21 protein-coding genes are annotated in these 20893 nt (G+C 69.3%); 4 read left to right on the top strand and 17 right to left on the bottom strand.

The window, feature by feature from the left end:
- Positions 1-12: 12 nt before the first annotated feature.
- The 7 genes from CDN99_RS20440 to CDN99_RS20410 form a co-directional block, all read right to left on the bottom strand.
- The gene (locus CDN99_RS20440; RefSeq protein ID WP_088386753.1) at positions 13-1566 is read right to left on the bottom strand and encodes a methyl-accepting chemotaxis protein; all 1554 of its coding nucleotides are present in this window, start codon (positions 1564-1566) and stop codon (positions 13-15) included.
- Positions 1567-1753: 187 nt separating this feature from the next.
- Positions 1754-3934 (bottom strand): patatin-like phospholipase family protein, encoded by a 2181-nt coding sequence (locus tag CDN99_RS20435; protein WP_088386752.1) that lies wholly within the window; start codon positions 3932-3934, stop codon positions 1754-1756.
- 70 nt (positions 3935-4004) lie between these two features.
- Positions 4005-4679 (bottom strand): ABC transporter ATP-binding protein, encoded by a 675-nt coding sequence (locus CDN99_RS20430; RefSeq protein ID WP_088386751.1) that lies wholly within the window; start codon positions 4677-4679, stop codon positions 4005-4007.
- On the bottom strand, positions 4676-5344 hold the full coding sequence (modB, locus tag CDN99_RS20425) for a molybdate ABC transporter permease subunit (protein WP_088386750.1): 669 nt from the start codon (positions 5342-5344) through the stop codon (positions 4676-4678). Before modB ends, CDN99_RS20430 begins: the two co-directional genes overlap by 4 nt.
- Positions 5345-5381: 37 nt before the next feature.
- The gene (modA, locus tag CDN99_RS20420; RefSeq protein WP_088386749.1) at positions 5382-6134 is read right to left on the bottom strand and encodes a molybdate ABC transporter substrate-binding protein; all 753 of its coding nucleotides are present in this window, start codon (positions 6132-6134) and stop codon (positions 5382-5384) included.
- 215 nt (positions 6135-6349) lie between these two features.
- Positions 6350-6733, bottom strand: a complete 384-nt coding sequence (locus tag CDN99_RS20415) for a winged helix-turn-helix domain-containing protein (protein ID WP_238139625.1) — start codon at positions 6731-6733, stop codon at positions 6350-6352.
- Between the two features lie 163 nt (positions 6734-6896).
- Positions 6897-9035 (bottom strand): sensor domain-containing diguanylate cyclase, encoded by a 2139-nt coding sequence (locus tag CDN99_RS20410; protein WP_088386748.1) that lies wholly within the window; start codon positions 9033-9035, stop codon positions 6897-6899.
- Between the two features lie 263 nt (positions 9036-9298).
- Here CDN99_RS20410 and CDN99_RS20405 point away from each other — a divergent pair, with 263 nt between their 5' ends.
- The 4 genes from CDN99_RS20405 to CDN99_RS20390 are packed head-to-tail and all read left to right on the top strand — an operon-like array spanning position 9299 to position 13323.
- A complete protein-coding gene (locus tag CDN99_RS20405; RefSeq protein ID WP_202820305.1) occupies positions 9299-10684 on the top strand; it encodes a circularly permuted type 2 ATP-grasp protein in 1386 nt (461 codons plus the stop codon).
- 2 nt (positions 10685-10686) lie between these two features.
- Positions 10687-11655 (top strand): alpha-E domain-containing protein, encoded by a 969-nt coding sequence (locus CDN99_RS20400; protein WP_088386906.1) that lies wholly within the window; start codon positions 10687-10689, stop codon positions 11653-11655.
- Positions 11656-11667: 12 nt separating this feature from the next.
- Complete coding sequence (locus CDN99_RS20395) at positions 11668-12537, top strand: transglutaminase family protein (protein ID WP_088386746.1); 870 nt, start codon at positions 11668-11670, stop codon at positions 12535-12537.
- Positions 12538-12588: 51 nt separating this feature from the next.
- Complete coding sequence (locus CDN99_RS20390) at positions 12589-13323, top strand: proteasome-type protease (RefSeq protein WP_088386745.1); 735 nt, start codon at positions 12589-12591, stop codon at positions 13321-13323.
- A 16-nt stretch (positions 13324-13339) separates the two neighbouring features.
- On the opposite strand, the gene CDN99_RS20385 is transcribed toward CDN99_RS20390, so the two are convergent.
- From CDN99_RS20385 to nadC, 10 genes are all read right to left on the bottom strand, one after another.
- A complete protein-coding gene (locus CDN99_RS20385) occupies positions 13340-13804 on the bottom strand; it encodes a YybH family protein (RefSeq protein WP_238139624.1) in 465 nt (154 codons plus the stop codon).
- Between the two features lie 49 nt (positions 13805-13853).
- Positions 13854-14264, bottom strand: a complete 411-nt coding sequence (locus CDN99_RS20380) for a PIN-like domain-containing protein (protein WP_088386744.1) — start codon at positions 14262-14264, stop codon at positions 13854-13856.
- Positions 14261-14968 carry a DUF433 domain-containing protein gene (locus CDN99_RS20375; RefSeq protein ID WP_141100891.1) on the bottom strand — a complete coding sequence of 236 codons (708 nt, stop codon included), beginning with the start codon at positions 14966-14968 and terminating at the stop codon, positions 14261-14263. The genes CDN99_RS20380 and CDN99_RS20375 overlap by 4 nt, the downstream gene beginning before the upstream one ends.
- 202 nt (positions 14969-15170) lie before the next feature.
- Positions 15171-15962 carry an amino acid ABC transporter ATP-binding protein gene (locus CDN99_RS20370; RefSeq protein WP_088386742.1) on the bottom strand — a complete coding sequence of 264 codons (792 nt, stop codon included), beginning with the start codon at positions 15960-15962 and terminating at the stop codon, positions 15171-15173.
- Positions 15946-16599: an amino acid ABC transporter permease gene (locus CDN99_RS20365; RefSeq protein WP_088386741.1), complete on the bottom strand. Its 654-nt coding sequence runs from the start codon at positions 16597-16599 to the stop codon at positions 15946-15948. Before CDN99_RS20365 ends, CDN99_RS20370 begins: the two co-directional genes overlap by 17 nt.
- Positions 16592-17320, bottom strand: coding sequence for an amino acid ABC transporter permease (locus tag CDN99_RS20360; RefSeq protein ID WP_088386740.1), 729 nt, complete (start codon positions 17318-17320; stop codon positions 16592-16594). Before CDN99_RS20360 ends, CDN99_RS20365 begins: the two co-directional genes overlap by 8 nt.
- A 98-nt stretch (positions 17321-17418) precedes the next feature.
- Positions 17419-18228, bottom strand: a complete 810-nt coding sequence (locus CDN99_RS20355; protein ID WP_088386739.1) for a transporter substrate-binding domain-containing protein — start codon at positions 18226-18228, stop codon at positions 17419-17421.
- Positions 18225-18998: a GntR family transcriptional regulator gene (locus CDN99_RS20350; RefSeq protein ID WP_088386738.1), complete on the bottom strand. Its 774-nt coding sequence runs from the start codon at positions 18996-18998 to the stop codon at positions 18225-18227. Before CDN99_RS20350 ends, CDN99_RS20355 begins: the two co-directional genes overlap by 4 nt.
- Positions 18999-19159: 161 nt before the next feature.
- Entirely contained in the window at positions 19160-19924 is a 765-nt protein-coding gene (locus CDN99_RS20345) for a hypothetical protein (RefSeq protein WP_141100890.1), read from the bottom strand.
- Positions 19925-20026: 102 nt separating this feature from the next.
- Positions 20027-20887 (bottom strand): carboxylating nicotinate-nucleotide diphosphorylase, encoded by an 861-nt coding sequence (gene nadC, locus CDN99_RS20335; RefSeq protein WP_088386735.1) that lies wholly within the window; start codon positions 20885-20887, stop codon positions 20027-20029.
- Positions 20888-20893 lie beyond the last annotated feature (6 nt).

Here is a 20893-nt window from a genome sequence, read left to right as displayed (position 1 = left end):
CTCGGGCCGGCCTCAAGCCAGCCTGAACACCGCGATCGCCCCCGACAGCCGCTGCGACTGATCCTTCAGGCTCTCGGCCGCCGAGGCGGCTTCCTCGACCAGCGCGGCGTTCTGCTGCGTCATCTGGTCCAGGTGGCCGACGGCGGCGTTGACCTGGTTGATGCCGTCGCTCTGCTCCTGCGACGCGGCGCTGATCTCCGCGATGATGTCGGTGACCCGCTGCACGCTGGTCACGATGTCGTTCATCGTGCTGCCGGCGTCGCTGACCAGCCGCGAGCCCGATTCGACGCGCTCCACGCTGGTGGCGATCAGCGTCTTGATCTGCTTGGCCGCCTCGGCGCTGCGTTGCGCCAGCGAGCGCACCTCGCTCGCGACGACCGCGAAGCCTCGTCCCTGCTCGCCCGCGCGCGCCGCTTCCACCGCGGCGTTCAACGCCAGGATGTTGGTCTGGAAGGCGATGCCGTCGATCACGCCGATGATGTCGGCGATGCGGCGCGAGCTGTCGCTGATGTCGCCCATCGTCGTCACCACCTGCCCCATCACGGCGCCGCCGCGCTGCGCGGTGGACGAGGCGGAGCTGACCAGTTGATTCGCCGTCGTCGCCGCGTCCGCGGTCTGGCGCACGGTGCCGGTCAGCTCGGTCAGCGACGCGGCCGCCTCCTGCAGGTTGGAGGCCGTCTGCTCGGTCCGCGCTGACAGGTCCATGTTGCCGGAGGCGATCTGGGCGCTCGCGGTGCTGATGCTGTCCGTGGAGCCGCGCACCTCGCCGATCAACTTCAGCAGCGCGCGCTGCATCACGTCCAGCGAGCGCAGCAACTGGCCGGTCTCGTCGTTGCCGCCGGTCTCGATGCGGTGCGTCAGGTCGAAACGCGCGATGGCGTCGGCCACGTCCACCGCCTGGCCCAGCGGGCGCGTGATCGATCGCGACAGCCATGTCGCCAGCGCGCCGCCCACGACCAGCGCCACCAGCCCGAAGGCCACCAGCGCCCAGCGGGCGCGCTGGTTGGTCTCGCGCAGCGCCGCCAGCGCGGCGTCGAGCTGGTCGCGCTGCTGCTGGACCACGACGCGCAATCCGTCCAGGTAATCCTTCGCGGCGGCCTGGAACTGCTGCTCGAAGACCTGCTTCGCGCGCGCCATGTCGCCCTGCTTCTTCGCGTCGCTGATGATGTCGCGCGCGGCGATGTAGTTCTTGCGCAGCTGCACGACCTTCTCGAAGTTGGCGCGCTCCTCGGGGCTGGTCAGCAGCTTTTCCATCCGCTGCTGCAGCTCGGTGGAGGCCTTGGTCGACTCGGCCGCCTGCTGCGCGAAGTAGATCGCCAGGCCGGCGTCGGCGCTGGCGGCGATCGCGGTGGTGCGCGTCGCGCCGTTGAAGACGTTGCGGTACCAGTCGGCGGCGACACGCTCGGTGACGATCGAGTCCTCGTACATCGCGGCGGTCTGCGCCGCGACGCGGCTCAGACCCCAGTAGCCGAGCGCCGATCCGATCAGCGCGATGAACAGCACGACGGCCTGGACGAGGCCCAGGCGCTGACCGATGGACCTGTGCGAGGTCAGGGCGGAAGACATGGGCGGCTCCTTCGATACCGGCCCGGCGGGAGAGTCCGGGCCTCGGCGTGCGCGGATTATTGGCACGACGGCCCGTCCGCCGCCACCGCGCTGGCGCGTCCGTCACGGCCGCGTGGGAACGCCGCCACGCGATTCAGTGGAAATGCTCACGCGGACCGGCGGAAGGAGGTGTAGCGGGCCGGCGCCGTCAGATGCGCGGCACGATCCGGACCTGCGGGATGGGCTTGGGCGCGCCGATGTCCAGCAGGATCTTGTCGCCGCTCGGCCGCGCCTGGGCGCGATCGCCCAGATCGATGACGCCGAGGACGAATCGCTCCGCCTCGGCCTTCATCGCCGGGTCGTACTTGCTGGACTGGTCCAGCAGGTAGAGCCAGCCCGACGGTGGCGTGAGCGTCGTCGCCAGCGAGACGCAGCCCGGCTGCATGACCCCCAGGAAGGTGGCGAGGCGGTCGCGGCGATGCTGCTCCCAGCCCAGCGCGGGCGTCGATCCCAACGCGTGGAAGCGCTTCACCAGCCGCAGCGCGGCCATGCCGCCCGCCCCGGCCAGCGCGGCGATCGTCGGTGGCGGCATGTCAAGGTTGAGGCCGCCCTCGGACGGCTTCTGGCTGATCTGGATGATCCGGTCGCGGAAGCCGGGCACCGGGAACATGATCTCGTCGCGCCAGTTCTGCATGGTGTCGACGATGCTGAGCAGGAAACCCACCAGGCCGCCGCCCGGTGACTTGCGCGGGTTGCTCCCGCCGACGGTGTATTCGCGCTCCAGGTCCGGGTCCTGCCAATGGCGCAAGCGGCCGGCCGAGGGGTTCTCCGCCAGATAGACCCGGCCGCCGGCGTTGTCTGGAATCTCTGGCGTGACGATCGGATAGTCCGGGTGCTCCTTCTTGAGATTGACCGCGAAGGTGGGGTGCCGCGGCAGCAACGCGTCGAACATGTGCAGCGGCATGTTGCTGCCGATGCCGCCGTCGGAGAACCAGATCTTGGTCGCGCGCAGCGGCAGGCGCGCGCGCTCGGCCTCGGACGGGAGCTCGCGGATCTGCTTCTTCCGATCGTTGTTCTCCTTCAGCGACCAGTCGATCGAATACAGCGGCACCGCCGACAGCAGGACCGGGAAGCTCAGGCTCATGCGGATGGCCACCACCACCGGCAGATGCGCCCGCCCCGGCAGCCGGCGCAGCGGTCGGCCGTCCAGGTTGACCACGACCGTGCCGGGCTCGGGCTTGTCGCCGCTGTCGCCCTCGGGGTCGGCGACGATGGCGCGCTCCAGCGCGTCCATGACGGTCTTCGGGAACAGCCGCGCCCATTCCGTCGGGTCGTAGAAGAACGTCGGCGTGCCCGGCCGGAAGGGCACGCTGTAGACCATCTGCTGGCTGACCGCGCTGGTCATCACTTCCAGGTTGATCTCGCGCGGCTTGGCGGGGTCGTCGGTGCCCCACAGCTGGCCGAAACTCAGCGGCGGGTCCGTGGGCTTGAGCCCGGCCAGGTCGTTGAAGTAGCCGGTGAGCCAGTCGGTGAGCGCGCTCAGCCCGCCGTTGTCCGCCTGCGTGAGGCCGCCGCAGAAGCCGTAGCCGTTGCCCTTCAAGCCCTTGAGCAGGCCGCTGGTGAACAGCCACGCGACCGCCACCACCAGCACCGCCACGATCAACGCGGCGACCGCCAGCAGCCCGGCGGCGGCCCCGATCAGAAGCAGCGCCTCCTCGCGTCGGCACCAGATCGCGCCGACCGCCGCGATCACGACGGCGAGGATGACGAGCTTCAGCAACCATACGCCCTTCCCGCTCGCGGCCAGCTTCGCCAGCAGCAGGAGCAGCACGACGATCGCCGCCTGCGCCGCCACGCCCGCGACCAGCGTCCAGACGCCGCCCAGCGACGGCACCAGCAGATGCAGGAACGGCGCCAGCAACAGCCCGCCGACCAGCACGATCAACAGCGTCAGGCCGAGCTGCATCGCGACCATGCCGGTCAGCACCGAGGCCACGGCCGCCACCGGCTTCCTGTTGAGCGCGCCGACCAGCACGTCGAAGTGGCGCCGCAACGCCGGCACCGGCTGAAACAGCGTGAACAGGCGGGTGCGGCCGCCGGGCAAGGCTTCGCCCAGCATCTCGGGCAGCTTCGCCAGGGCCGCGAAGGCGCCGGCATTGCCGTGCTGCCGCCCATACTCCGCGGCCGCGCTGGCCCCGGCGGCGATTGCGCCGGCAGAGGTGCCGCCGATGTTCTTGAAGACGTATTGCGCCGAGAGGTCGGACACCAGCCGCGGATAGATCACGCCGCTGGTGATGCCGCCCTTCATCACCAGGTCGCAGTGGCTGACGCCGGGCGACAGCGGCGTGTTCAGCGGTGGTTGGACCTGCTGCTCTTGTTGTTCCGCCATGTGCGTGTTCCCCTTGTTATCGCCCTCGATTCTTGAGGGGACGGGGTCGTCACGCAATCCGCGTTGTCCTTCAGACAGAGGACGTGGTCACCTGCCCGTCGGTCAACCGGATCCGCCGGTCCCCGAAACGCTCCACGTCCTCGGGGTCGTGCGTGATCATGAGCATGGGGATGCCGATGCGGTCGAGCAGCGTGTCCAGCTCCGCCCGCATGCGCCCGCGCAGGTCCGGATCGAGGGCGGAGAAGGGCTCGTCCAGCAGCAGCGCGCGCGGCTCGTTGACCAGCGCGCGCGCCAGCGCCGTGCGCTGCCGTTGGCCGCCCGACAACTGGTGCGGCCGCTGCTGCGCGACGCGTTCCAGCTCGAAGGCCTGCAGCCAGCGGTCGACCGCGGCGCCGCCGTCGCGCCGCGACGGATTGAGCCAGCCGTGCGTCAGGCCGAAGGCGATGTTCTGCCGCACCGTCAGGTGCGGGAACAGCGCGTAGTCCTGGAACAGGTAGCCGAGCCGCCGCTCCCGCGCCGGCACGTCCACGCGCGACGCGCTGTCGAAGACCGGCTGGCCGTCGACCAGGATGGTGCCCTCGTCCGGCCGCAGCAGGCCGGCGATCGCCTGCAGCGTCAGGCTCTTGCCGGCCCCGGAGGGGCCGTGCACCACCGTGCGCCGGGCGTCGGTGCGGAACTCGACGACCAGATCGAAGCGGCGGCCGCCGCCTTCGACATGCTTGCGGATGCGGACGTCGAAGCTCATGTCGCGGGCCTCGATCCGGCCAGCCGGCCCGCCAGCAACAGCACCACGACGCAGGTCGCCGACGTGATCAACACCAGCAGGTTGGCGGTGTCGTCCTGGCCGGCCTGCACCGCCTCGTACACCGCGACCGACAGCGTCTGCGTCTTGCCCGGAATGCTGCCGGCGACCATCAGCGTGGCGCCGAATTCACCGAGCGCGCGGGCGAAGGCCAGCAGCACGCCGGCCAGCACGCCGCGCCAGGCCATCGGCAACGTGACGCGGAAGAACAGCGCCCACTCGCCCAGGCCGAGCACCCGGCCGGCCCGCTCCAGTTGCGGATCGACGCCCTCGAAGGCCGCGCGCGCCGACTTCATCACCAGCGGGAAGGCGACGATCGTCGCGGCGATCACCGCGCCCTGCCAGGTGAAGATCAGGTTGATGCCGAAGTGCTCCCACAACCAGGCGCCGAGCCAGCCGCGCCGGCCGATCACGACCAGCAGGTAGTAGCCCAGCACCGTCGGCGGCAGCACCATGGGCAGCGTCAGGATCGCGTCCAGCAGCTCCCGTCCCGGAAAGCGGAAACGCGCCAGCGCGAAGCCGGCGGCCACGCCCAGCACCAGATTGAGCGCCGTGGCCCAGCCCGCCACCTTCAACGACAGCGCCAGCGCGATCCAGGCTTGATCCACGTGGCGCGCCGTTTCCGTTCAGCCGTCGAGCCGACGCTCAGGGCTTCTGGAAGCCGTACTTCGCGAGCACGGCCTGGCCGGCCGGCGACGCGACGAAGGTCAGGAACGCCTTGCCGCCCTCGACGTTCGGGCCGACGTTGGTCACGGCGATGGGGTAGGAGATCGGCGTCTCTGTCGGCACGCTGAACAGGATGCGGACCTTGTCCTTCAGCACCAGGGCGTCGGTGGCGTAGACGAAGCCGGCCTCGACCTCGCCGCGCGACACGTAGTCCAGCGCCTGGCGCACGTTCTGCGCGTAGACGGCCTTGGGCTCGACGGCGGGCCAGAGCTTGGCCGCCTCCAGCGCGCCCTTGGCGTAACGACCGGCCGGCACGCCCTCGGGCTTGCCGATGGCGACGCGCTTGACGGCCGGCTGCTGCAGGTCCGCCAGCGCCTTCAGCGCCACGCCGCCCTCCAGCGGCGTGATCACCACCAGCGCATTGCTGACGAAGTTGCGGCGCGTGCCGTCGACCAGCAGCTTCTGCTGCTGCGCCTTGTCCATCGTTTCCTGGTCTGCCGACGCGAAGACGTCGACCGGCGCGCCCTTGGCGATCTGCGCCAGCAGCGCGTCCGACGCGGCGAAGTTGAATTGCAGCTTGGTGCCGGGATGGGCGGCCTCGAAGGCCGGCGCCAGCTCCTTGAACGCGTTGGTCAGGCTGGCCGCCGCGGAGACGGTGACGTCGGCCGCCTGCGCCAGGCCCGCGGCCATCAGGGCCAGGGTCAGCACGGCGGCGCGGCGGGCGGTATTCATCGAACGATTCCAACGCATGGATTGGCCCTCCGAGGCGGCTTGCAAAAGAGGTCCGCAATATATCCCAGGATATGGCGTGGCCTGGGGGAGGCAAGCCCTTGGCTTGCCCTGCCCTGCCCTGCCCTGCCCTGTCTCGGCGCGACGCAAGGCGGTGGCGGTGGCGGTGGCGGTGGCGGTGGCGGTGGCGGTGGCGGTGGCGAGCGATGGTGGCCCGCTCAGGGCGCCAGCAGCTTCATGAGTTGCCGGATCTCGGGCTTGCACGCCTGCAGCGCGGTCTGCTCGATCTGCCGGTACAACGCCACCAGCGCGTGGCCGCTGGCAGTCAGCGCGCTGCCGCCGCCCTTGGCGCCGCCGGCCGCGGTGGCCACCGCCGGCTCCTTCAGCGCGCGGTTGAGCTCGTCGATCAGCAGCCAGGCGCGTCGATAGGACATGTCCAGTGACTTGGCCGCCGCGGTGATGGAGCCGGTCTCGTCGAGCGCCTCCAGCAGCGCGATCTTGCCCGGCCCGACCGCGATCACGTCGCCGACGGTGACCCGCATGCGCAGCCGCAGCTCCGGCTTGCGGGCGGCGCTGGAAGAGGAAGAAGAGGAAGTCGCCATGCCGCGCATTACACCCGATCGTCGGCGGCCCGACGCGATATCGCGCTCGGCTCTTTGCTCTGGCCATGCGACTCGCAACTCTGGCTCATGGCTCATGGCTCATGGCTCATGGCTCATGGCTCATGGCTCGCAGCTCGCGACCTCCCGATCTTCCGATCTCCGCTCAGTCCGCCGACCGCCAGCAATCCCGCCCCGCGTCCTTGGCCGCGTAGAGCGCGTCGTCGGCACGGCCCAGCAACGCGACCTCGCTTTCGTCGCCGCCGTCATGGCAGGCCACGCCGATGCTGGTCGACAGGCGCAGCTCGGTACCGGACAGCGCCAGCGGGACCCGCACCGCCTCTACCACCTTCTGCGCCACGAGGGTGGCCTCGCGCGGCTCGGCCAGGTTCTCCAGGATGAGCACGAATTCGTCGCCGGCCAGCCGGCAGAGCTGGTCCGTCTCCCGGATCACCCCGCGCACGCGGTCGGCGAAGACCTTGAGCACCACGTCCCCGGCCGCGTGTCCGAGCGTGTCGTTGACCTGCTTGAAGTGGTCCAGGTCCAGGAACATCAGCCCCAGCGTGCGGCCGCCGCGCCGCGTCCGCGCCAGCGACTCCGACAGCCGCGACTCGAATTGGCGCCGGTTCGGCAGGCCGGTCAGCGGGTCGACGCGGCTGAGCCGGTCCAGCTCCCGCTCGACCTGCTTGAACGCGGTGATGTCGGTCGCGAGCGTGTAGACGCCGGCCACCGTGCCGTCGGGCCGGACGTCCGGCACGTACTCGGCCAGCAGGTCCCGGGCGACGCCGTTGGCTTCGGACCGCGTCTCGAAACGCTGCCGCACGCCCGCCAGCGCGCCCTTGAGGAAGTCGGCGCGCTGCTCGTGCAGCACCGGCCCGATCACCTCGGACAGGGTGCGGCCCAGCGCCTGCTCCGGCGCCATGCCCATCCAGCCGTGGAAGGTCGCGTTGAGGAAACGCACCCGCTGGTCGGCGTCGATGTAGGAGATCAGCACCGGCAGGTTGTCCGTGATCGTGCGCAGCCGGCGCTCGCTGGATTCCTGCCGCAGCAGCGCGTCGCGCAGTTCCTCGGTGCGCGCGACCACCCGCTGCTCCAGGGAGGCGTTGAGCTCCGCCAGCGATCGGTCCTGGGCCGCCTGGCGCCGGGACAACTCCTGCAGCGCGTTGGACAGCATCGCCGCCTCGCGGTAGCCGCCGACGCTCGGCAGCGCATCGTCACCCAGGTGGTGGCGCCGGGCGATGGCGCGGCTCAGCTCGTCCAGCGGGCGGCTCATGCGCCGCGCCAGCCACCAGCTGACCGGCACCGCCGCCGCCAGCAGCAACACGGCGCTCAGCACGATCTGGCGGCGCAGCTGGTAGTAGTCCTCCAGCGCGAGGGCCACCGGCTGCCGCACCAGCACCGTCCAGCCCAGGCCCGGATACGGCCCGTAGCCCTGGCTGGGCACGCTGACGGCGAAGTACTCGACGCCGTCGGCCTCGTGGTGACGCAGGCCGACGCCCTCCTCGGGCCGGATCGGCACGGTCTTGCCCTCCAGGTCCGACGGCCCCAGGATCACCGCCCCACCCTGGCCCAGCACCAGCGCGTCGGCCTGATGCGAGGCCATCGTGGCGTCGATCAGCTCGCTCTTGATCTGCCGCGCCCAGCTCCAGCTCAGGTGGACGCCGAACACGCCCTGCAGCTGCCCCCGGCCGTCCAGCAGCGGCACCGCGAAGTCGACGAAGCGCCAGGGCTCGCTCTGGCGCGGCAGCAGCTTCTCCAGCAGCAGCGCCGAATGGACGTCGCCGACGAACGGGGCGCCCTTGCGCGCGCCCTGCCACCACGGCCGCCGGGACACGTCCACGCCGTCCAGCAGGCCACCCGCCGCCGCGACCACCCGCCCCTGCGCATCGGTCACGCCCAGCCAGGCGAAGTGGTCGAAACCGATCTGCACCTGGTCGAGCGCGCGGCGCATCGCCTCCGGATCGTCGAAGCGCCGGAAGGGCTCCAGCTGCGCCAGCACCCTCACTTCCTTGAACTGCTGCGCCATGCCGCGGTCCAGCGCGTCGCGGAAGTCGACGGCGACCTGCCGCAGGGACTCCACCGCGCGGCGCTCGGCATGGGCGCGGGCGAAGTTCTCGATCAGCAGCGCCGAGCTGAGCAGCGCCACGGCCACCGCCGCCAGCACCATCGCGGTGAGCCAGCGGCCGAGCGACGCGCGCGAGCCCCGCGGCAACGCGGCGCCGAGCGGGTCGGACGAGGAGGTGGGCTCCGGCCGGCCGGACGGGGCGGAGCCGGGGGGCGGGAGCGCCTGGGAGTCGTTGTGCATCGCGGCATTTGTAGCGATTGCCCGGCCGACGCGCAACGCGGGATATTGCCCCTGCACCACGGCCGGGCGCGGCCGAGGCACAGGCACGGGGCGGGCTTTGCAACCGCACCAAAACCGGTCAAGCTGAGCCCCACGCCTGCGTCAGCGGTCCCCGACCCTGGGCACGCGCCTTGCAACGCCCCGTCCGGCCGCCCATGTCGCGGCTCGCCCCTGGAGACTTCATGCATGCGTTGACCCTGCCGGCCACCGGCCACTACGACGAGATGCTGCTGCAAAGCGGCGCGATCCGGACCAGCTACCAGGCCTTCGCCGACTGGCTGCACGCCCAGACGCCGGACGCCCTGGCCAAGAAGCGATCCGAAGCCGACCTGCTCTTCCACAAGGTCGGCATCACCTTCGCCGTCTACGGCGACGAGGCCGGGGCCGAGCGGCTCATCCCCTTCGACACCGTGCCGCGCATCGTGCCGGCCGACGACTGGCGGATGCTGGAGCGCGGCCTGCGCCAGCGCGTCACCGCGCTCAACCGCTTCCTGTGGGACATCTACCACGACCACGAGATCGTCAAGGCCGGCCTGATCCCCGCCGAGCAGGTCTTCGCCAACGCCCAGTACCAGCCCGCCATGCAGGGGCTGGACCTGCCCCTGGGCATCTACGCCCACATCACCGGCGTGGACCTGATCCGCCATTCCGACGGCGGCTATTACGTGCTGGAGGACAACTTGCGCGTGCCCTCCGGCGTCAGCTACATGCTGGAGAACCGCAAGATGATGATGCGGCTCTTCCCGGAGCTGTTCGCGACCTACTCGATCGCGCCGGTGGCGCATTACCCGGCGCTGCTGCTGGGCACGTTGCGCCAGGCCAGCCCGGCGGACAACCCGACCGTGGTGGTGCTGACGCCGGGTCCGTTCAACTCGGCCTACTTCGAGCACGCCTTCCTGGCCCAGCAGATGGGCGTGGAGCTGGTCGAGGGCCAGGATCTGTTCGTCAAGGACGGCTTCGTCTTCATGCGGACCACCGTCGGGCCCAAGCGCGTCGACGTGATCTACCGCCGCATCGACGACGCCTTCCTCGACCCGCTGGCCTTCCGGGCCGATTCGATGCTGGGGGTGCCGGGGCTGCTCTCGGTCTACAAGCAGGGCCACGTGGTGCTGGCCAACGCGATCGGCACCGGCGTCGCTGACGACAAGTCCATCTACCCGTATGTGCCGGACATGATCCGCTTCTACCTGGGCGAGGAGCCCATCCTGCACAACGTGCCGACCTGGCAGTGCCGCAAGCCGCAGGACCTGGACCACGTGCTGAACCACATGGCCGAGCTGGTGGTGAAGGAGGTGCACGGCGCCGGCGGCTACGGGATGCTGGTCGGCCCGGCGGCCAGCGCGGCGGAGGTGGCCGCCTTCAAGGAACGGGTCAAGGCCGACCCGTCCAACTACATCGCGCAGCCGACGCTGTGCCTGTCGAGCTGCCCGACCTTCGTCGAGCGCGGCATCGCGCCGCGCCACATCGACCTGCGGCCGTTCGTGCTGTCGGGCCGCGAGGTCAACATGGTGGCGGGCGGCCTGACGCGGGTGGCGTTGAAGGCGGGCTCGCTGGTCGTCAATTCGTCGCAGGGCGGCGGGACGAAAGACACCTGGATCCTGGAGAACTGATGATGCTCAGCCGCACCGCCGCCCAGCTCTACTGGATGAGCCGCTACCTGGAGCGCGCCGAGAACCTCGTGCGCATGCTCGACGTGACGCACTCGCTGTCGTTGCTGCCGCAATCGCGCGGCGCGGCGACGGAGCTCGCCGCCCCCCTGGCCATCACCGGCACGCTCGAGGCCTATCAGGCGCGCCACGCGCGGCTGAGCGCCGAGCAGCTGTTCCGCTTCATGGGCATCGACCTGGAGAACCCCGCCTCGGTGCTGTCCTGCTTCCGGCAGGCGCGGGAGAACGCGCACGCGGTGCGCGGCCAGATCACCGCCGAGATGTGGGAGGCCATCAACACCAGCTGGCTGGAGGCGCGCGAGCTGGCGCGGCGCGGCGTGGTCGATCCGTCGTCCTTCTTCGACTGGGTGAAGGAGCGCTCCCACCTGTTCCGCGGCGCGACCTACGGCACGCTGCAGCGCAACGACGCCTACAGCTTCATCCGGCTGGGCACCTTCATCGAGCGCGCGGACAACACCGCGCGGCTGCTGGACGTGAAGTCGCAGCTGATCGCGCCGGCCGTGGACACGCTGGCGCCGGTGGACGTGCCCAGCGACAGCGCGCCGGACTTCTACGCGTGGAACGCGCTGCTGCGCTCGCTGTCGGCCTTCGAGGCGTATCACGCGGTGTACCGGGACAGCCTGAACGGCCGGCTCGTGACGGAGCTGCTGATCCTGCGCCCGGACGTGCCGCGCTCGCTGCGCGCCTGCTGCGACGAGATCCGTGAGATCCTCCCGGAGATCGAGGCCCGCGGCGGCGATGCCGACGCGGGCCGACGCGTCAAGCAGCGCGCCGGCGAGCTGGCGCTGAAGCTGCAGTACGGCGCGGTGGACGAGATCCTGGAGACGGGCCTGCATCCGTGGCTGACCGGTTTCCTGGAGGACTCGGCCCGCCTGGGTCTGGACATCCAGCGCGCCTACTTCGAGGCCCAGTGACCGAGGCCCGCCATGCACCTGCACATTGCCCACGAGACCGTCTACCGCTACGACGCGCCGCTTGCCCGCAGCGTGCAGTACCTGCGCCTCACGCCGCGCCCCGCGCGGGGCGTGCAGGTGCTGCACTGGGGGCTGGCCCTGCCGGCGCCGGCGAACGTCTGCCGGGACGCCTTCGGCAACACCATGCACGTGCTGAGCCTGGACGGCCCGCGCCGGGAGATCCTGCTGCGGGCCATGGGCGAGGTCGTCACCGACGACGCGTTGCCGCGGCCCGACCCACGGGACGAATTGCCCGCGCCGCTGTTCCTGCGCGACAGCGCGCTGACGCGTGCCGACGAGCCGCTGCGCCGCTTCGCCGCCGCCTTCGCCGATGCGGCGCGCGATGATCCGCATGCCGCGCTGATGGCGCTGATGGCGGCGATCGGCGACCGCATGCCCTATCTGAAGGGCTACACCGACGCGGCGACGCCGGCGGCGGAGGCCTTCGAGACCGGCCGCGGCGTCTGTCAGGACCATGCGCAGGTCTTCGTCTGCTGCGCTCGGCTGCTGGGGCTGCCGGCGCGGTATGTCTCCGGCTACCTGGCGACGGACTTCGCGCATGTCGCCAGCCACGCCTGGGCCGAGGTGCGGCTGCCGGAGGCGTCGTCGGTCGCGGGCGACAGGGCCGGCGAGATGGCCGGCAAGGCGGCGGGCGGCATGGCGGGCGGCTGGCTGGGATACGACATCAGCAACCAATGCCTCGCGGATGGGCGGTACGTGAAGCTCGCGATCGGCGCGGATTACCTGGACGCGTGCCCGGTACGCGGGGTGCGCACGGGAGGCGGGCTGGAGACGATGCGGGCGGAAGTGCTCGTGAAGCCTGGCACGTCCGATCAGCAATGAGGGCGCACACCGCCGGTGCGGCACCGAAGTGATGCGCTAACCTTTCGCCCCATGACCTACTGTGTTGCCATGCGGCTGCGTGCCGGCCTGCTGTTCGCGTCGGACTCCCGGACCAACGCGGGCGTCGATCAGATCGCCACGTTCCGCAAGATGAATGTCTTCGAGCAGCCGGGCGAGCGCCTCGTCACGCTGCTCACCGCCGGCAACCTGGCGACCACGCAGAGCGTGATCAGCCTGCTGCGCCAGCGCGCGGGGAAGGAAGGAAGACATCTGATGAACCTGACATCGATGTACGACGTCGCGGAGCTGGTGGGCCGCACGCTGAAGGAGGTCGTCGCGCGCGACAGCGAGGGCAACGGCCAGTTGAACCAGGGCGTGGACTTCGGCGGCAACTTCATCGTCGGCGGCCAGATCAAGGGCGAGGTGCCGCGGATCTTCCACGTCTACCCGCAAGGCAACTTCATCGAGGCCACGGAAGACACGCCCTATCTGCAGATCGGTGAATCGAAGTACGGCAAGCCCATCATCGACCGCGTCATCGACTTCGACAGCTCGCTGGCCGAGGCGACCAAGTGCGCGCTGATCTCCTTCGACTCGACGATCCGCAGCAACCTGTCGGTGGGCCTGCCGATCGACATGCTGCTCTACCGCACCGACAGCTTCGCGCCGGCCGAGCCGCACCGCATCACCAAGGACGATCCCTACTTCACGACGATCAGTCAGGGCTGGGGCGGCGGCCTGAAGCGGGTGTTCGAGCAGTTGCCGGACGAGGATTGGTTCAAGTGAGCGCTGGGGTTCGGCGTCAGCCGGACTGCTTGCAATCGCACACGTCGCTGCCGTTGTCGAAGACCACGCGCCACCGCCCGTCGGCCTCACGCCGCCAGGTCGACGCGAAACGCGCGACCAGCTTGCCCTTCACGCGGACGGGCCCGGTGCTGTAGCCGAGCTTGCCATCGGGCAGCACCTCGACCAGATCAGGCGCCCATTCGAAGGGCGCCTCGGGGCCGTCGAAGAAGCGCTTCCATTCGGCAAGCACCGCGGTGCGTCCACGCAGGGGCTTGTTGCCGCTGATGAACACCGCGTCCTCGGCCACGAATTCACCGAAGGCCTTGAAGTCCCGCGTGGCCATCGTGGCGGCGAAGGCGAGCTCGGCATCGCGGACGGGGTTGCCGGTGGCGGCGGCCCGCGGCGCCATCGACGACGTCGCCGTCAGCGCGCCGGAGGACAGCGCAAGCGTGGATCGGAGGATGGCGCGGCGGGTGGGCATGGCGGGACTCCTGCGTGTTTGCGATTGGAGTCTAGCCAGGGGTCATGCCTCAGAAGGAAGTCAGTCGACGCGCGGATCCGGTCTTCCATGGCACCCGATAGAGACCCGCCCTCGCCGTCTTCACATGCTCAAGGATGATGGGCCACCAATCGACGAGTCGTTCCGCAATGGACCAGAACCCGTGATGCCCCCATTGGGGATCAAGTACATAGCCAATGAACTCACTGCGATTGATCAGCGCCCTCTCAGATCCTTGCTGTTTCTTCAGCTTGTCATTGGTGATGACAACCCAGTGAGCGCCGTGCTCCTTGAGCCGACCAATCCAGACGACATCGTCGGTGTTCTTCGGGAAGAGCTCTTCGACGTGCATGACACGTTCCACGACATGCTCTTTCCTGGACAACGCTCCGATCGCCTTGGCAAGGTCAGTCGAGAGGTTGGCGTCGAACATGAACTTCATGCCGCTATCCTTCTTTCGAACTCGACGGCGGCCATCACTTCACGTGGCGTCACATGCCAGATGCCTGCCACGAAGTCGGTCGCCCCCTTCTCCGCAAGGTAGGAGAAAAAGAGGGTGTCTGTCGCAACGTTGCACGACAACAGGATGGGCTGCCCACATCGTCGCGCTGGATCGAGCACGATCAGTCGCTTTTGCGGCACGGGGAACCACCGCACCGCATGGCCGTGTCGATCGAACTCGACGTCTTCGAACAGGGAGGGCCGAACGATGTCGTCGAACACGAACTGGCGGCCACGCACGTCGAGCAGTCGCGGACGTTGCCCCGTCCCGCCGACCGCTTCCATGAAGATCCGCTTTCCGTCGCTCAGGAAGCGCTTGGACTGCAAGGGGTAGTCGCCGAGTTGCTCACGCGCCACCTTGATGGTCGCCCGCACCGCCTGGAGCGACACGCCTTCCGCCACCAGACGCGCGACCATCCGCAGCTCCAGCAGATCCTTGAAGCCCAGCACATAGGCGTCTCCGAGCTCCTCGTCGTCGGCGTACTGCAGCGTCCACAGCGGCGGCGATGTCGACACGCCATTCCGTGTCCTGCAGGTGTACCCCTTGAGCCAGCGTCGCACGCGACGCACGTCGGCCCCCAAGATGCGGGCTGCCCGCGTGAGGGGATAGAGACCGGTGCCGATGAGGGAGTGTCGCTGCGTCATAGGGCAGTCACTCTAGCGACGCCGAGCGCCCTCGGATCCCGATTCCTACGGGCCTCTCACGAAATCAACTTGTCTTTGCATCAGGTCTGCAGCAATGCGTCATCCTCGCTGGGATTGAACGGCGTCATTCAATTTTCATTCGCAAACTTGCCGTTGCTACGACGATACGAGCCCCCGCAATGCCCCTGCGCGCATCCGGAAATCAATCCTGCAACGACGACAGGAACTGCCTCAACTCCGGCGTCCGCGGCGAGCCGAACAGATCGGCCGGCGGGCCGATCTCGTGCACGCGGCCCTGGTGCATGAAGATCACCCGATCCGCCACCTTGCGCGCGAAGCTCATCTCGTGCGTGACCATCAGCAGCGTCATGCCCTCCTGCGCCAGGGACTCGACGACGCGCAGCACCTCGCCGACCAGCTCGGGGTCGAGCGCCGACGTGATCTCGTCGCACAGCAGCACCTGCGGCTCCATCGCCAGCGCCCGCGCGATGGCGACGCGTTGCTGCTGACCGCCGGACAGCTGGTCCGGCATCGCATCGAATTTCTCCGCCAGGCCCACGCGGGCCAGCAGGGCCCGGGCCTGCTCCGCCGCCTCGCGCTCGCCGCGGCGCTTGACCAGCGTCGGCGCCAGCATCACGTTGCGGCCCACGCTCAGGTGTGGGAACAGGTTGAAGCTCTGGAAGATCATGCCGACCTGCTGCCGCAGCGCGCGCATCGCCATCGCGCTCTCGTGCAGCAGCGGCTTGTCGGCCACGCGCAGCGAGCCGTCCTGGAATTGCTCCAGCCCGTTGATGCAACGCAGCAGCGTGCTCTTGCCCGAGCCGCTCTTGCCGATCAGCGCGATCACCTCGCCGCGCATCACGTCCAGGTCGATGCCCTTGAGCACCTCGTTGCTGCCATAGGACTTGCGCAGCGCGGTGATGCGCACGATGGGCACACCCGGCACGGACAGGGGAACGGAGGACGGCGCGAGGGCTTCAGGCAAGGCGGCCATGCTGCTTCCTTTCGAGGTGTTGGGCGACCAGGCTCACGGGAAAGCACAGGACGAAATAGAACAGGGCCACGAAGCCGAAGACGAGGAAGGGCTTGAAGCTCGCGTTGGCGATCATCCCGCCCGCCTTGGTCAGCTCGACGAAGCCAATCACCGATGCCAGCGCGGTCCCCTTGATGACCTGCACCAGGAAGCCGACCGTCGGCGCGATCGCCAGGCGCAGCGCCTGCGGCAGGATCACGTGGCGCAGTTGTTCGCCGAAGCTCATGGCCAGGCTGCGCGCCGCCTCCCACTGGCCGCGCGGCACCGCCTCGACGCAGCCGCGCCAGATCTCGACCAGGTAGGCGCTGGTGTAGAGCGTCAGCGCCAGCGACGCCGCCGTCCAGGCGGAGACCTCGATGCCCAGCAGCGCCAGCCCGAAGTAGGCGAGGAACAGCTGCATCAGCAGCGGCGTGCCCTGGAAGAGCTGCACGTAGGCGCCGATCGCCCACCGCGTGCGCGGTCCCAGGCCGAGCCGCAGGCATAGCAGCGCCGCGCCGACCAGCCCGCCGCCGACAAACGCGATCAGCGACAGCGCGACCGTCCAGCGCATCGCGAGCGCCAGGTTGCGCAGGATGTCCCAGAGGGTGAACTCAACCATGGCGATCTCCCGTCGTGGCGCCGGCCAGACGCCGCCACAGCGCGGGCCGCGACGCCGTCGCGCCCGCGCCGAAGAACCATCGCGGCCCCGCCCACCGCAGCACGCGCCGCGTCAGCATGGCCAGCGCGAGGTAGATCAGCGTCGCGATGATGAAAGCCTCGAAGGCGCGGAAGTTGCGGCTCTGGATCAGGTTGGCGGCGTAGCTGAGCTCCTCGGTGGAGATCTGCCCGCAGACCGCCGAGCCCAGCATCACGATGATGATCTGGCTGGTCATCGCCGGCCACACGCGCTTGAACGCGGGCGGCAGGATCACGCGGAGGAAGGCTTGCGCGGGGCTCAGCGCCAGGCTGCGCGCGGCCTCCCACTGGCCGCGCGGCGCGGCCTGGATGCCGGCGCGCAGGATCTCGGTGCCGTAGGCGCCGAGGTTGAGCGTCATCGCGATCAGCGACGCCGTCTGCGGCGACAGCTTCACGCCCAGGGACGGCAGCCCGAAGAAGACGAAGAACAGCTGGACAATGAACGGCGTGTTGCGCAGCAACTCCACGTACACGCCGACCAGCCGTCGCAGCCAGGTCGCGCCGCACGCCCGCGCCCAGGCGCCCAGCGTCGCGATCACCAGCCCCAACGGCACGGCCACCAGCGTCAGCCCGACCGTCCACGCCAGGCCGCGCAACAGCAATGGCCATTCGGCGAGGACGGCGCCGAAGTCGAACTCGATCATGGGCGGCTCCCGGTGGACGAGTGTTCAGTCATCGCCATGGCAGGGCGAAAGGGCATCACGGGTGAAGCGGCGAGGCATCCGGACGGGCGGCGCTTCGCTCAGAGCGGCAGGTCGCCCGCGCCGCGGCCCAGCCACTTCCTGGAGAGCGCTTCCAGCTCGCCGGCCTGCTTGGCCGCCGCGATGATCGCGTTGACCTTGGTCAACAGCGCGTCCTCGCCCTTGGCGACCCCGACGAAGCAGGGGCTGTCCTTGAGCAGCAGCTTGTATTCGATGTTCAGGCCGGGTTGGCGCTGCATCAGGTTGCCGGCCACGGCGGCGCTGGTCGCCAGCACCTGCGTCTGGCCGGCGGCGAACGCGGCGATCGTCGCGTTGTTGTCCTCGAAGCGCTTGAACTCGAGCGATGTCGGCGCGACCTTCGCCAGCTCCTGGTCCTCCATCGCGCCGCGGGTCACCGCGACCGACTTGCCGGCCAGATCGGCGAAGCTCTTGATCGCCAGGCTCTTGGACGCGAAGACCGCCTGGTAGAACGGCGCATAGGCCGAGCTGAAGCTGATCACCTTCTCGCGCTCCGGGTTCTTGCCCAACGTGGAGATAACCAGGTCCGCCTTCTTCGTCTGCAGGTAGGGGATGCGGTTGGCGCTGGTGACCGGCACCAGCTCGACCTTCACGCCCAGCTTGGCCGCGATCAGCTCGGCCATCGCGACGTCCAGGCCTTGCGGCTTCATGTCCGGACCGACGAAGCCATAGGGCGGGTAGTCGGTCGGGACCGCGATCTTGATGGTCTTGGCCTTGGTGATCGTGTCCAGCGCGGTCTGCGCCTGCGCGCCGAGCGCGAGGAGACCGAGGGCGCCGGCCAGCAGCAGGCGGCGCGACAAGGCATGGACGGACTGACGGACGGCGTGGCTCATAACAAGGCTCCTAGGTAGGCGGCGGGGGGAGGGTCGGCCTCGGCGCCGTCGCGGCGCGAGGCCCGCGCGCGGCGCGCGGTCGAGGAAGGGGTCGGCGGGGTGAGCGGCGTCAGCGCCTGCCGCAACTGATGCAGCGGGTCGTCGGCCTGTGCTTCCAGTTGCAGCGCGGATTGCACGCTGGCCAGGTGCTCGGCCATCAGCGCCTCGGCCCGCCCGGCGTCGCCCTGCTCCAGCGCGGCGACGATGGCGACGTGCTCCTGGCAGGATTGCGCCGCGTCGTGGGACGACTGGTAGAGCATCGCGATCAGCGTGGTGCGGGCGGTGTAGTCGCGCAGCGTGTCGGCGAGCAGGCTGTTGCCCAGGCATTCGGCCAGGCAGACGTGGAAGTCGCCGAGCAGGAAGCTGCGCGCACCGACATCGTCGCCACGCACCGCGGCCTTCTCCTGCGCGAGGTGCTTCTTCAGGCGCGTGAGCGCGGATTTGTCGAGCGGGCGGCGGTCGCGGAGCAGGCCCAGCTCGATGACCCGGCGCGCCTCGAAGGCCTCGCGGGCTTCTTCGCGGGAGGGCGCGATCAGATACCAGCCGCGCCGTGCGCTGACCGTCACGATGCCGCGCGCGGCGAGCCGGGTCAGCGCCTCGCGGACGACGGTGCGGCTGCAGTCGAAGAGCAACGCCAGTTGCTGCTCCCCCAGCCGCGTGCCGGGGGCCAGCTTCTGCGCCAGGACCGCATCGATGATGCGCTGGCTGATGTCGGTGGCGGTGGTGCCCATGCACGAGGCTTTGCAGCTTCCGTGCCAGCGCGGCCGGACCACCGCCTCATGGGTACATCGATCTTGTATGCAAGGCAGAAGGACCAGGACGCACCAGGTCTGCGCACAAGATTGGTGTGGCGGGCACTGTCCCAGTGCCCGCGCCGGCCCTGTTCATCGGCTCAGGCCGCTTCGAGGCTCGCGCGCGCGGCCGTCACGGACTCCGGCCGCCGAGGGTTCTCCGGTGCCATGTCCGTCAGAAACGGCGCGTTCTTGACCTCCCGATAGAGATTCAGCAGCCGTGACTGGGCTCGGGCCAGGATGGTGTCGTAGAGCATCGGGCGAATCTTCACCTTGTCGGTGTAGGAAGTGACGCGATCCTCGCCGCGCGCGATTTGGTCGCCAAAGATGTAGCCATCAACTCGCGTACTGGGCTTGATGTAGCCAATCGCGATGAGTTCTTCGATGTAGCTCCAAACCTGCTCGCGATCATCGCGACAGAGCCGTCGGCCGGTGGTCTTCAACTCGATGACCACGACACATTCGGAGCCATCCACTTCGTGTCCGTCATTGAACGAGGGACAGGAATAGAGCCCGACACTGCTGTCGGTCAGCACGACAAAATCCGGCCGACGACGGGATGCCACGCCGAGAGGGTTCTTGAACAGGCGCTGGACCACACGCGTCATGCCCAGATTGGCCGTGAACTCGGCGGACTCGAACTGCGGTCCAAGCATCCAGAGCCCTCGCTTGAAAAGCGGTTGAAGCTCATGGACCTCGTCGGCCCCCACCTTGTCCAGTTTTCCCCGCAACTCGGCCAGGAGCCGAAGGCGGCTTTCTACTTCGTTCAAGACGAGACAGGCTTTGGTGACTGTCCATCGATCCAGGATCTCGCGAAGCGTTCCCACGTTCGCGTCTGGGACCGTTCCATCATTGCTCGCTTCCATACTTGCTGACTCCTGCAATTGAGAAGACAGCCAGTGTCAGAAAAAGGTTCGGCGCCAGATATGGCGCCGATTTGCCGAGACGACGGGGGTCACCGACTTAGATCAGCCTTCGACCCTCATCGAGTAGTCCACCGCCTTCGCGTCCTTGGTCAGCCGCCCGACGGAGATCCTGTCCACGCCCGTCGCCGCGATCCAGCGGAGCTGGTCGATGGCGACGCCGCCGGAGACCTCCAGCAGCGCGCGACCGGCCGTGACGGCCACGGCCTCGCGCATCATGGCCTCGGTGAAGTTGTCCAGCAGCACGCTGACCGCGCCCGCGGCGAATGCCTCGCGGAGTTGGTCGAGCGTCTCGACCTCCACCTGGACGGTGACGCCGGCATTCAGCGCATGCGCCTGCTTCAGCGCCTGCGTGACGCCACCAGCCGCGGCGATGTGGTTTTCCTTGATCAGGATGCCGTCGTACAACGCCAGGCGCTGATTCGCGCCGCCGCCCACGCGCACCGCGTACTTCTGCGCCAGGCGCAGGCCGGGCAGCGTCTTGCGCGTGTCCAGCACCGCGCAGCCGTTCGGGTTGGGACTGGCGCCCTCGATCGCGCGCGCATGGGCCCGCGTGACGGACGCCGTGCCCGACAGCAGTTGCAGGAAGTTCAGCGCCGGCCGCTCGGCCGACAGCAGCGCGCGGCCGTCGGCCTCGATGCGGCAGACAACGGTATCGGCCGCCATGTCGGCGCCCTCGTCGTACAGCCACTCGATCGCCGACGACGCATCGAGCGCCTTGAACACGCCCTCGAACCAGTCGCGGCCGCACAGCACCGCCGCCTCGCGCACACGGACCGACGCCTTCACGCGCCGGTCCGCGGGCACCAGCCGCGCGGTCCAGTCGCTGACGCCGATGTCCTCGAACAGCGCGTCGCGGATGTTGCGCGCGCGAGCCTCGTCCAGGGTCTCGTTGTGATCGAACATCGCCGA

The organism is Roseateles aquatilis, from assembly GCF_002205645.1.
Taxonomy (GTDB): domain Bacteria; phylum Pseudomonadota; class Gammaproteobacteria; order Burkholderiales; family Burkholderiaceae_C; genus Roseateles; species Roseateles aquatilis.
The sequence above is the reverse complement of the archived record's forward strand: the minus strand, read 5'-3'. Positions and strand labels throughout refer to the sequence as shown.

Excerpts from the sequence above, each read along its gene's own strand:
- CDN99_RS20440 (WP_088386753.1), bottom strand. The coding sequence starts at position 1,566 with ATGTCTTCCGCCCTGACCTCGCACAGGTCCATCGGTCAGCGCCTGGGC.
- CDN99_RS20435 (WP_088386752.1), bottom strand. The coding sequence starts at position 3,934 with ATGGCGGAACAACAAGAGCAGCAGGTCCAACCACCGCTGAACACGCCG.
- CDN99_RS20430 (WP_088386751.1), bottom strand. The coding sequence starts at position 4,679 with ATGAGCTTCGACGTCCGCATCCGCAAGCATGTCGAAGGCGGCGGCCGC.
- modA (WP_088386749.1), bottom strand. The coding sequence starts at position 6,134 with ATGAATACCGCCCGCCGCGCCGCCGTGCTGACCCTGGCCCTGATGGCC.
- CDN99_RS20415 (WP_238139625.1), bottom strand. The coding sequence starts at position 6,733 with ATGGCGACTTCCTCTTCTTCCTCTTCCAGCGCCGCCCGCAAGCCGGAG.
- CDN99_RS20410 (WP_088386748.1), bottom strand. The coding sequence starts at position 9,035 with ATGCACAACGACTCCCAGGCGCTCCCGCCCCCCGGCTCCGCCCCGTCC.
- CDN99_RS20405 (WP_202820305.1), top strand. The coding sequence starts at position 9,299 with ATGCTGCTGCAAAGCGGCGCGATCCGGACCAGCTACCAGGCCTTCGCC.
- CDN99_RS20400 (WP_088386906.1), top strand. The coding sequence starts at position 10,687 with ATGCTCAGCCGCACCGCCGCCCAGCTCTACTGGATGAGCCGCTACCTG.
- CDN99_RS20395 (WP_088386746.1), top strand. The coding sequence starts at position 11,668 with ATGCACCTGCACATTGCCCACGAGACCGTCTACCGCTACGACGCGCCG.
- CDN99_RS20390 (WP_088386745.1), top strand. The coding sequence starts at position 12,589 with ATGACCTACTGTGTTGCCATGCGGCTGCGTGCCGGCCTGCTGTTCGCG.
- CDN99_RS20385 (WP_238139624.1), bottom strand. The coding sequence starts at position 13,804 with ATGCCCACCCGCCGCGCCATCCTCCGATCCACGCTTGCGCTGTCCTCC.
- CDN99_RS20380 (WP_088386744.1), bottom strand. The coding sequence starts at position 14,264 with ATGAAGTTCATGTTCGACGCCAACCTCTCGACTGACCTTGCCAAGGCG.
- CDN99_RS20375 (WP_141100891.1), bottom strand. The coding sequence starts at position 14,968 with ATGACGCAGCGACACTCCCTCATCGGCACCGGTCTCTATCCCCTCACG.
- CDN99_RS20370 (WP_088386742.1), bottom strand. The coding sequence starts at position 15,962 with ATGGCCGCCTTGCCTGAAGCCCTCGCGCCGTCCTCCGTTCCCCTGTCC.
- CDN99_RS20365 (WP_088386741.1), bottom strand. The coding sequence starts at position 16,599 with ATGGTTGAGTTCACCCTCTGGGACATCCTGCGCAACCTGGCGCTCGCG.
- CDN99_RS20360 (WP_088386740.1), bottom strand. The coding sequence starts at position 17,320 with ATGATCGAGTTCGACTTCGGCGCCGTCCTCGCCGAATGGCCATTGCTG.
- CDN99_RS20355 (WP_088386739.1), bottom strand. The coding sequence starts at position 18,228 with ATGAGCCACGCCGTCCGTCAGTCCGTCCATGCCTTGTCGCGCCGCCTG.
- CDN99_RS20350 (WP_088386738.1), bottom strand. The coding sequence starts at position 18,998 with ATGGGCACCACCGCCACCGACATCAGCCAGCGCATCATCGATGCGGTC.
- CDN99_RS20345 (WP_141100890.1), bottom strand. The coding sequence starts at position 19,924 with ATGGAAGCGAGCAATGATGGAACGGTCCCAGACGCGAACGTGGGAACG.
- nadC (WP_088386735.1), bottom strand. The coding sequence starts at position 20,887 with ATGTTCGATCACAACGAGACCCTGGACGAGGCTCGCGCGCGCAACATC.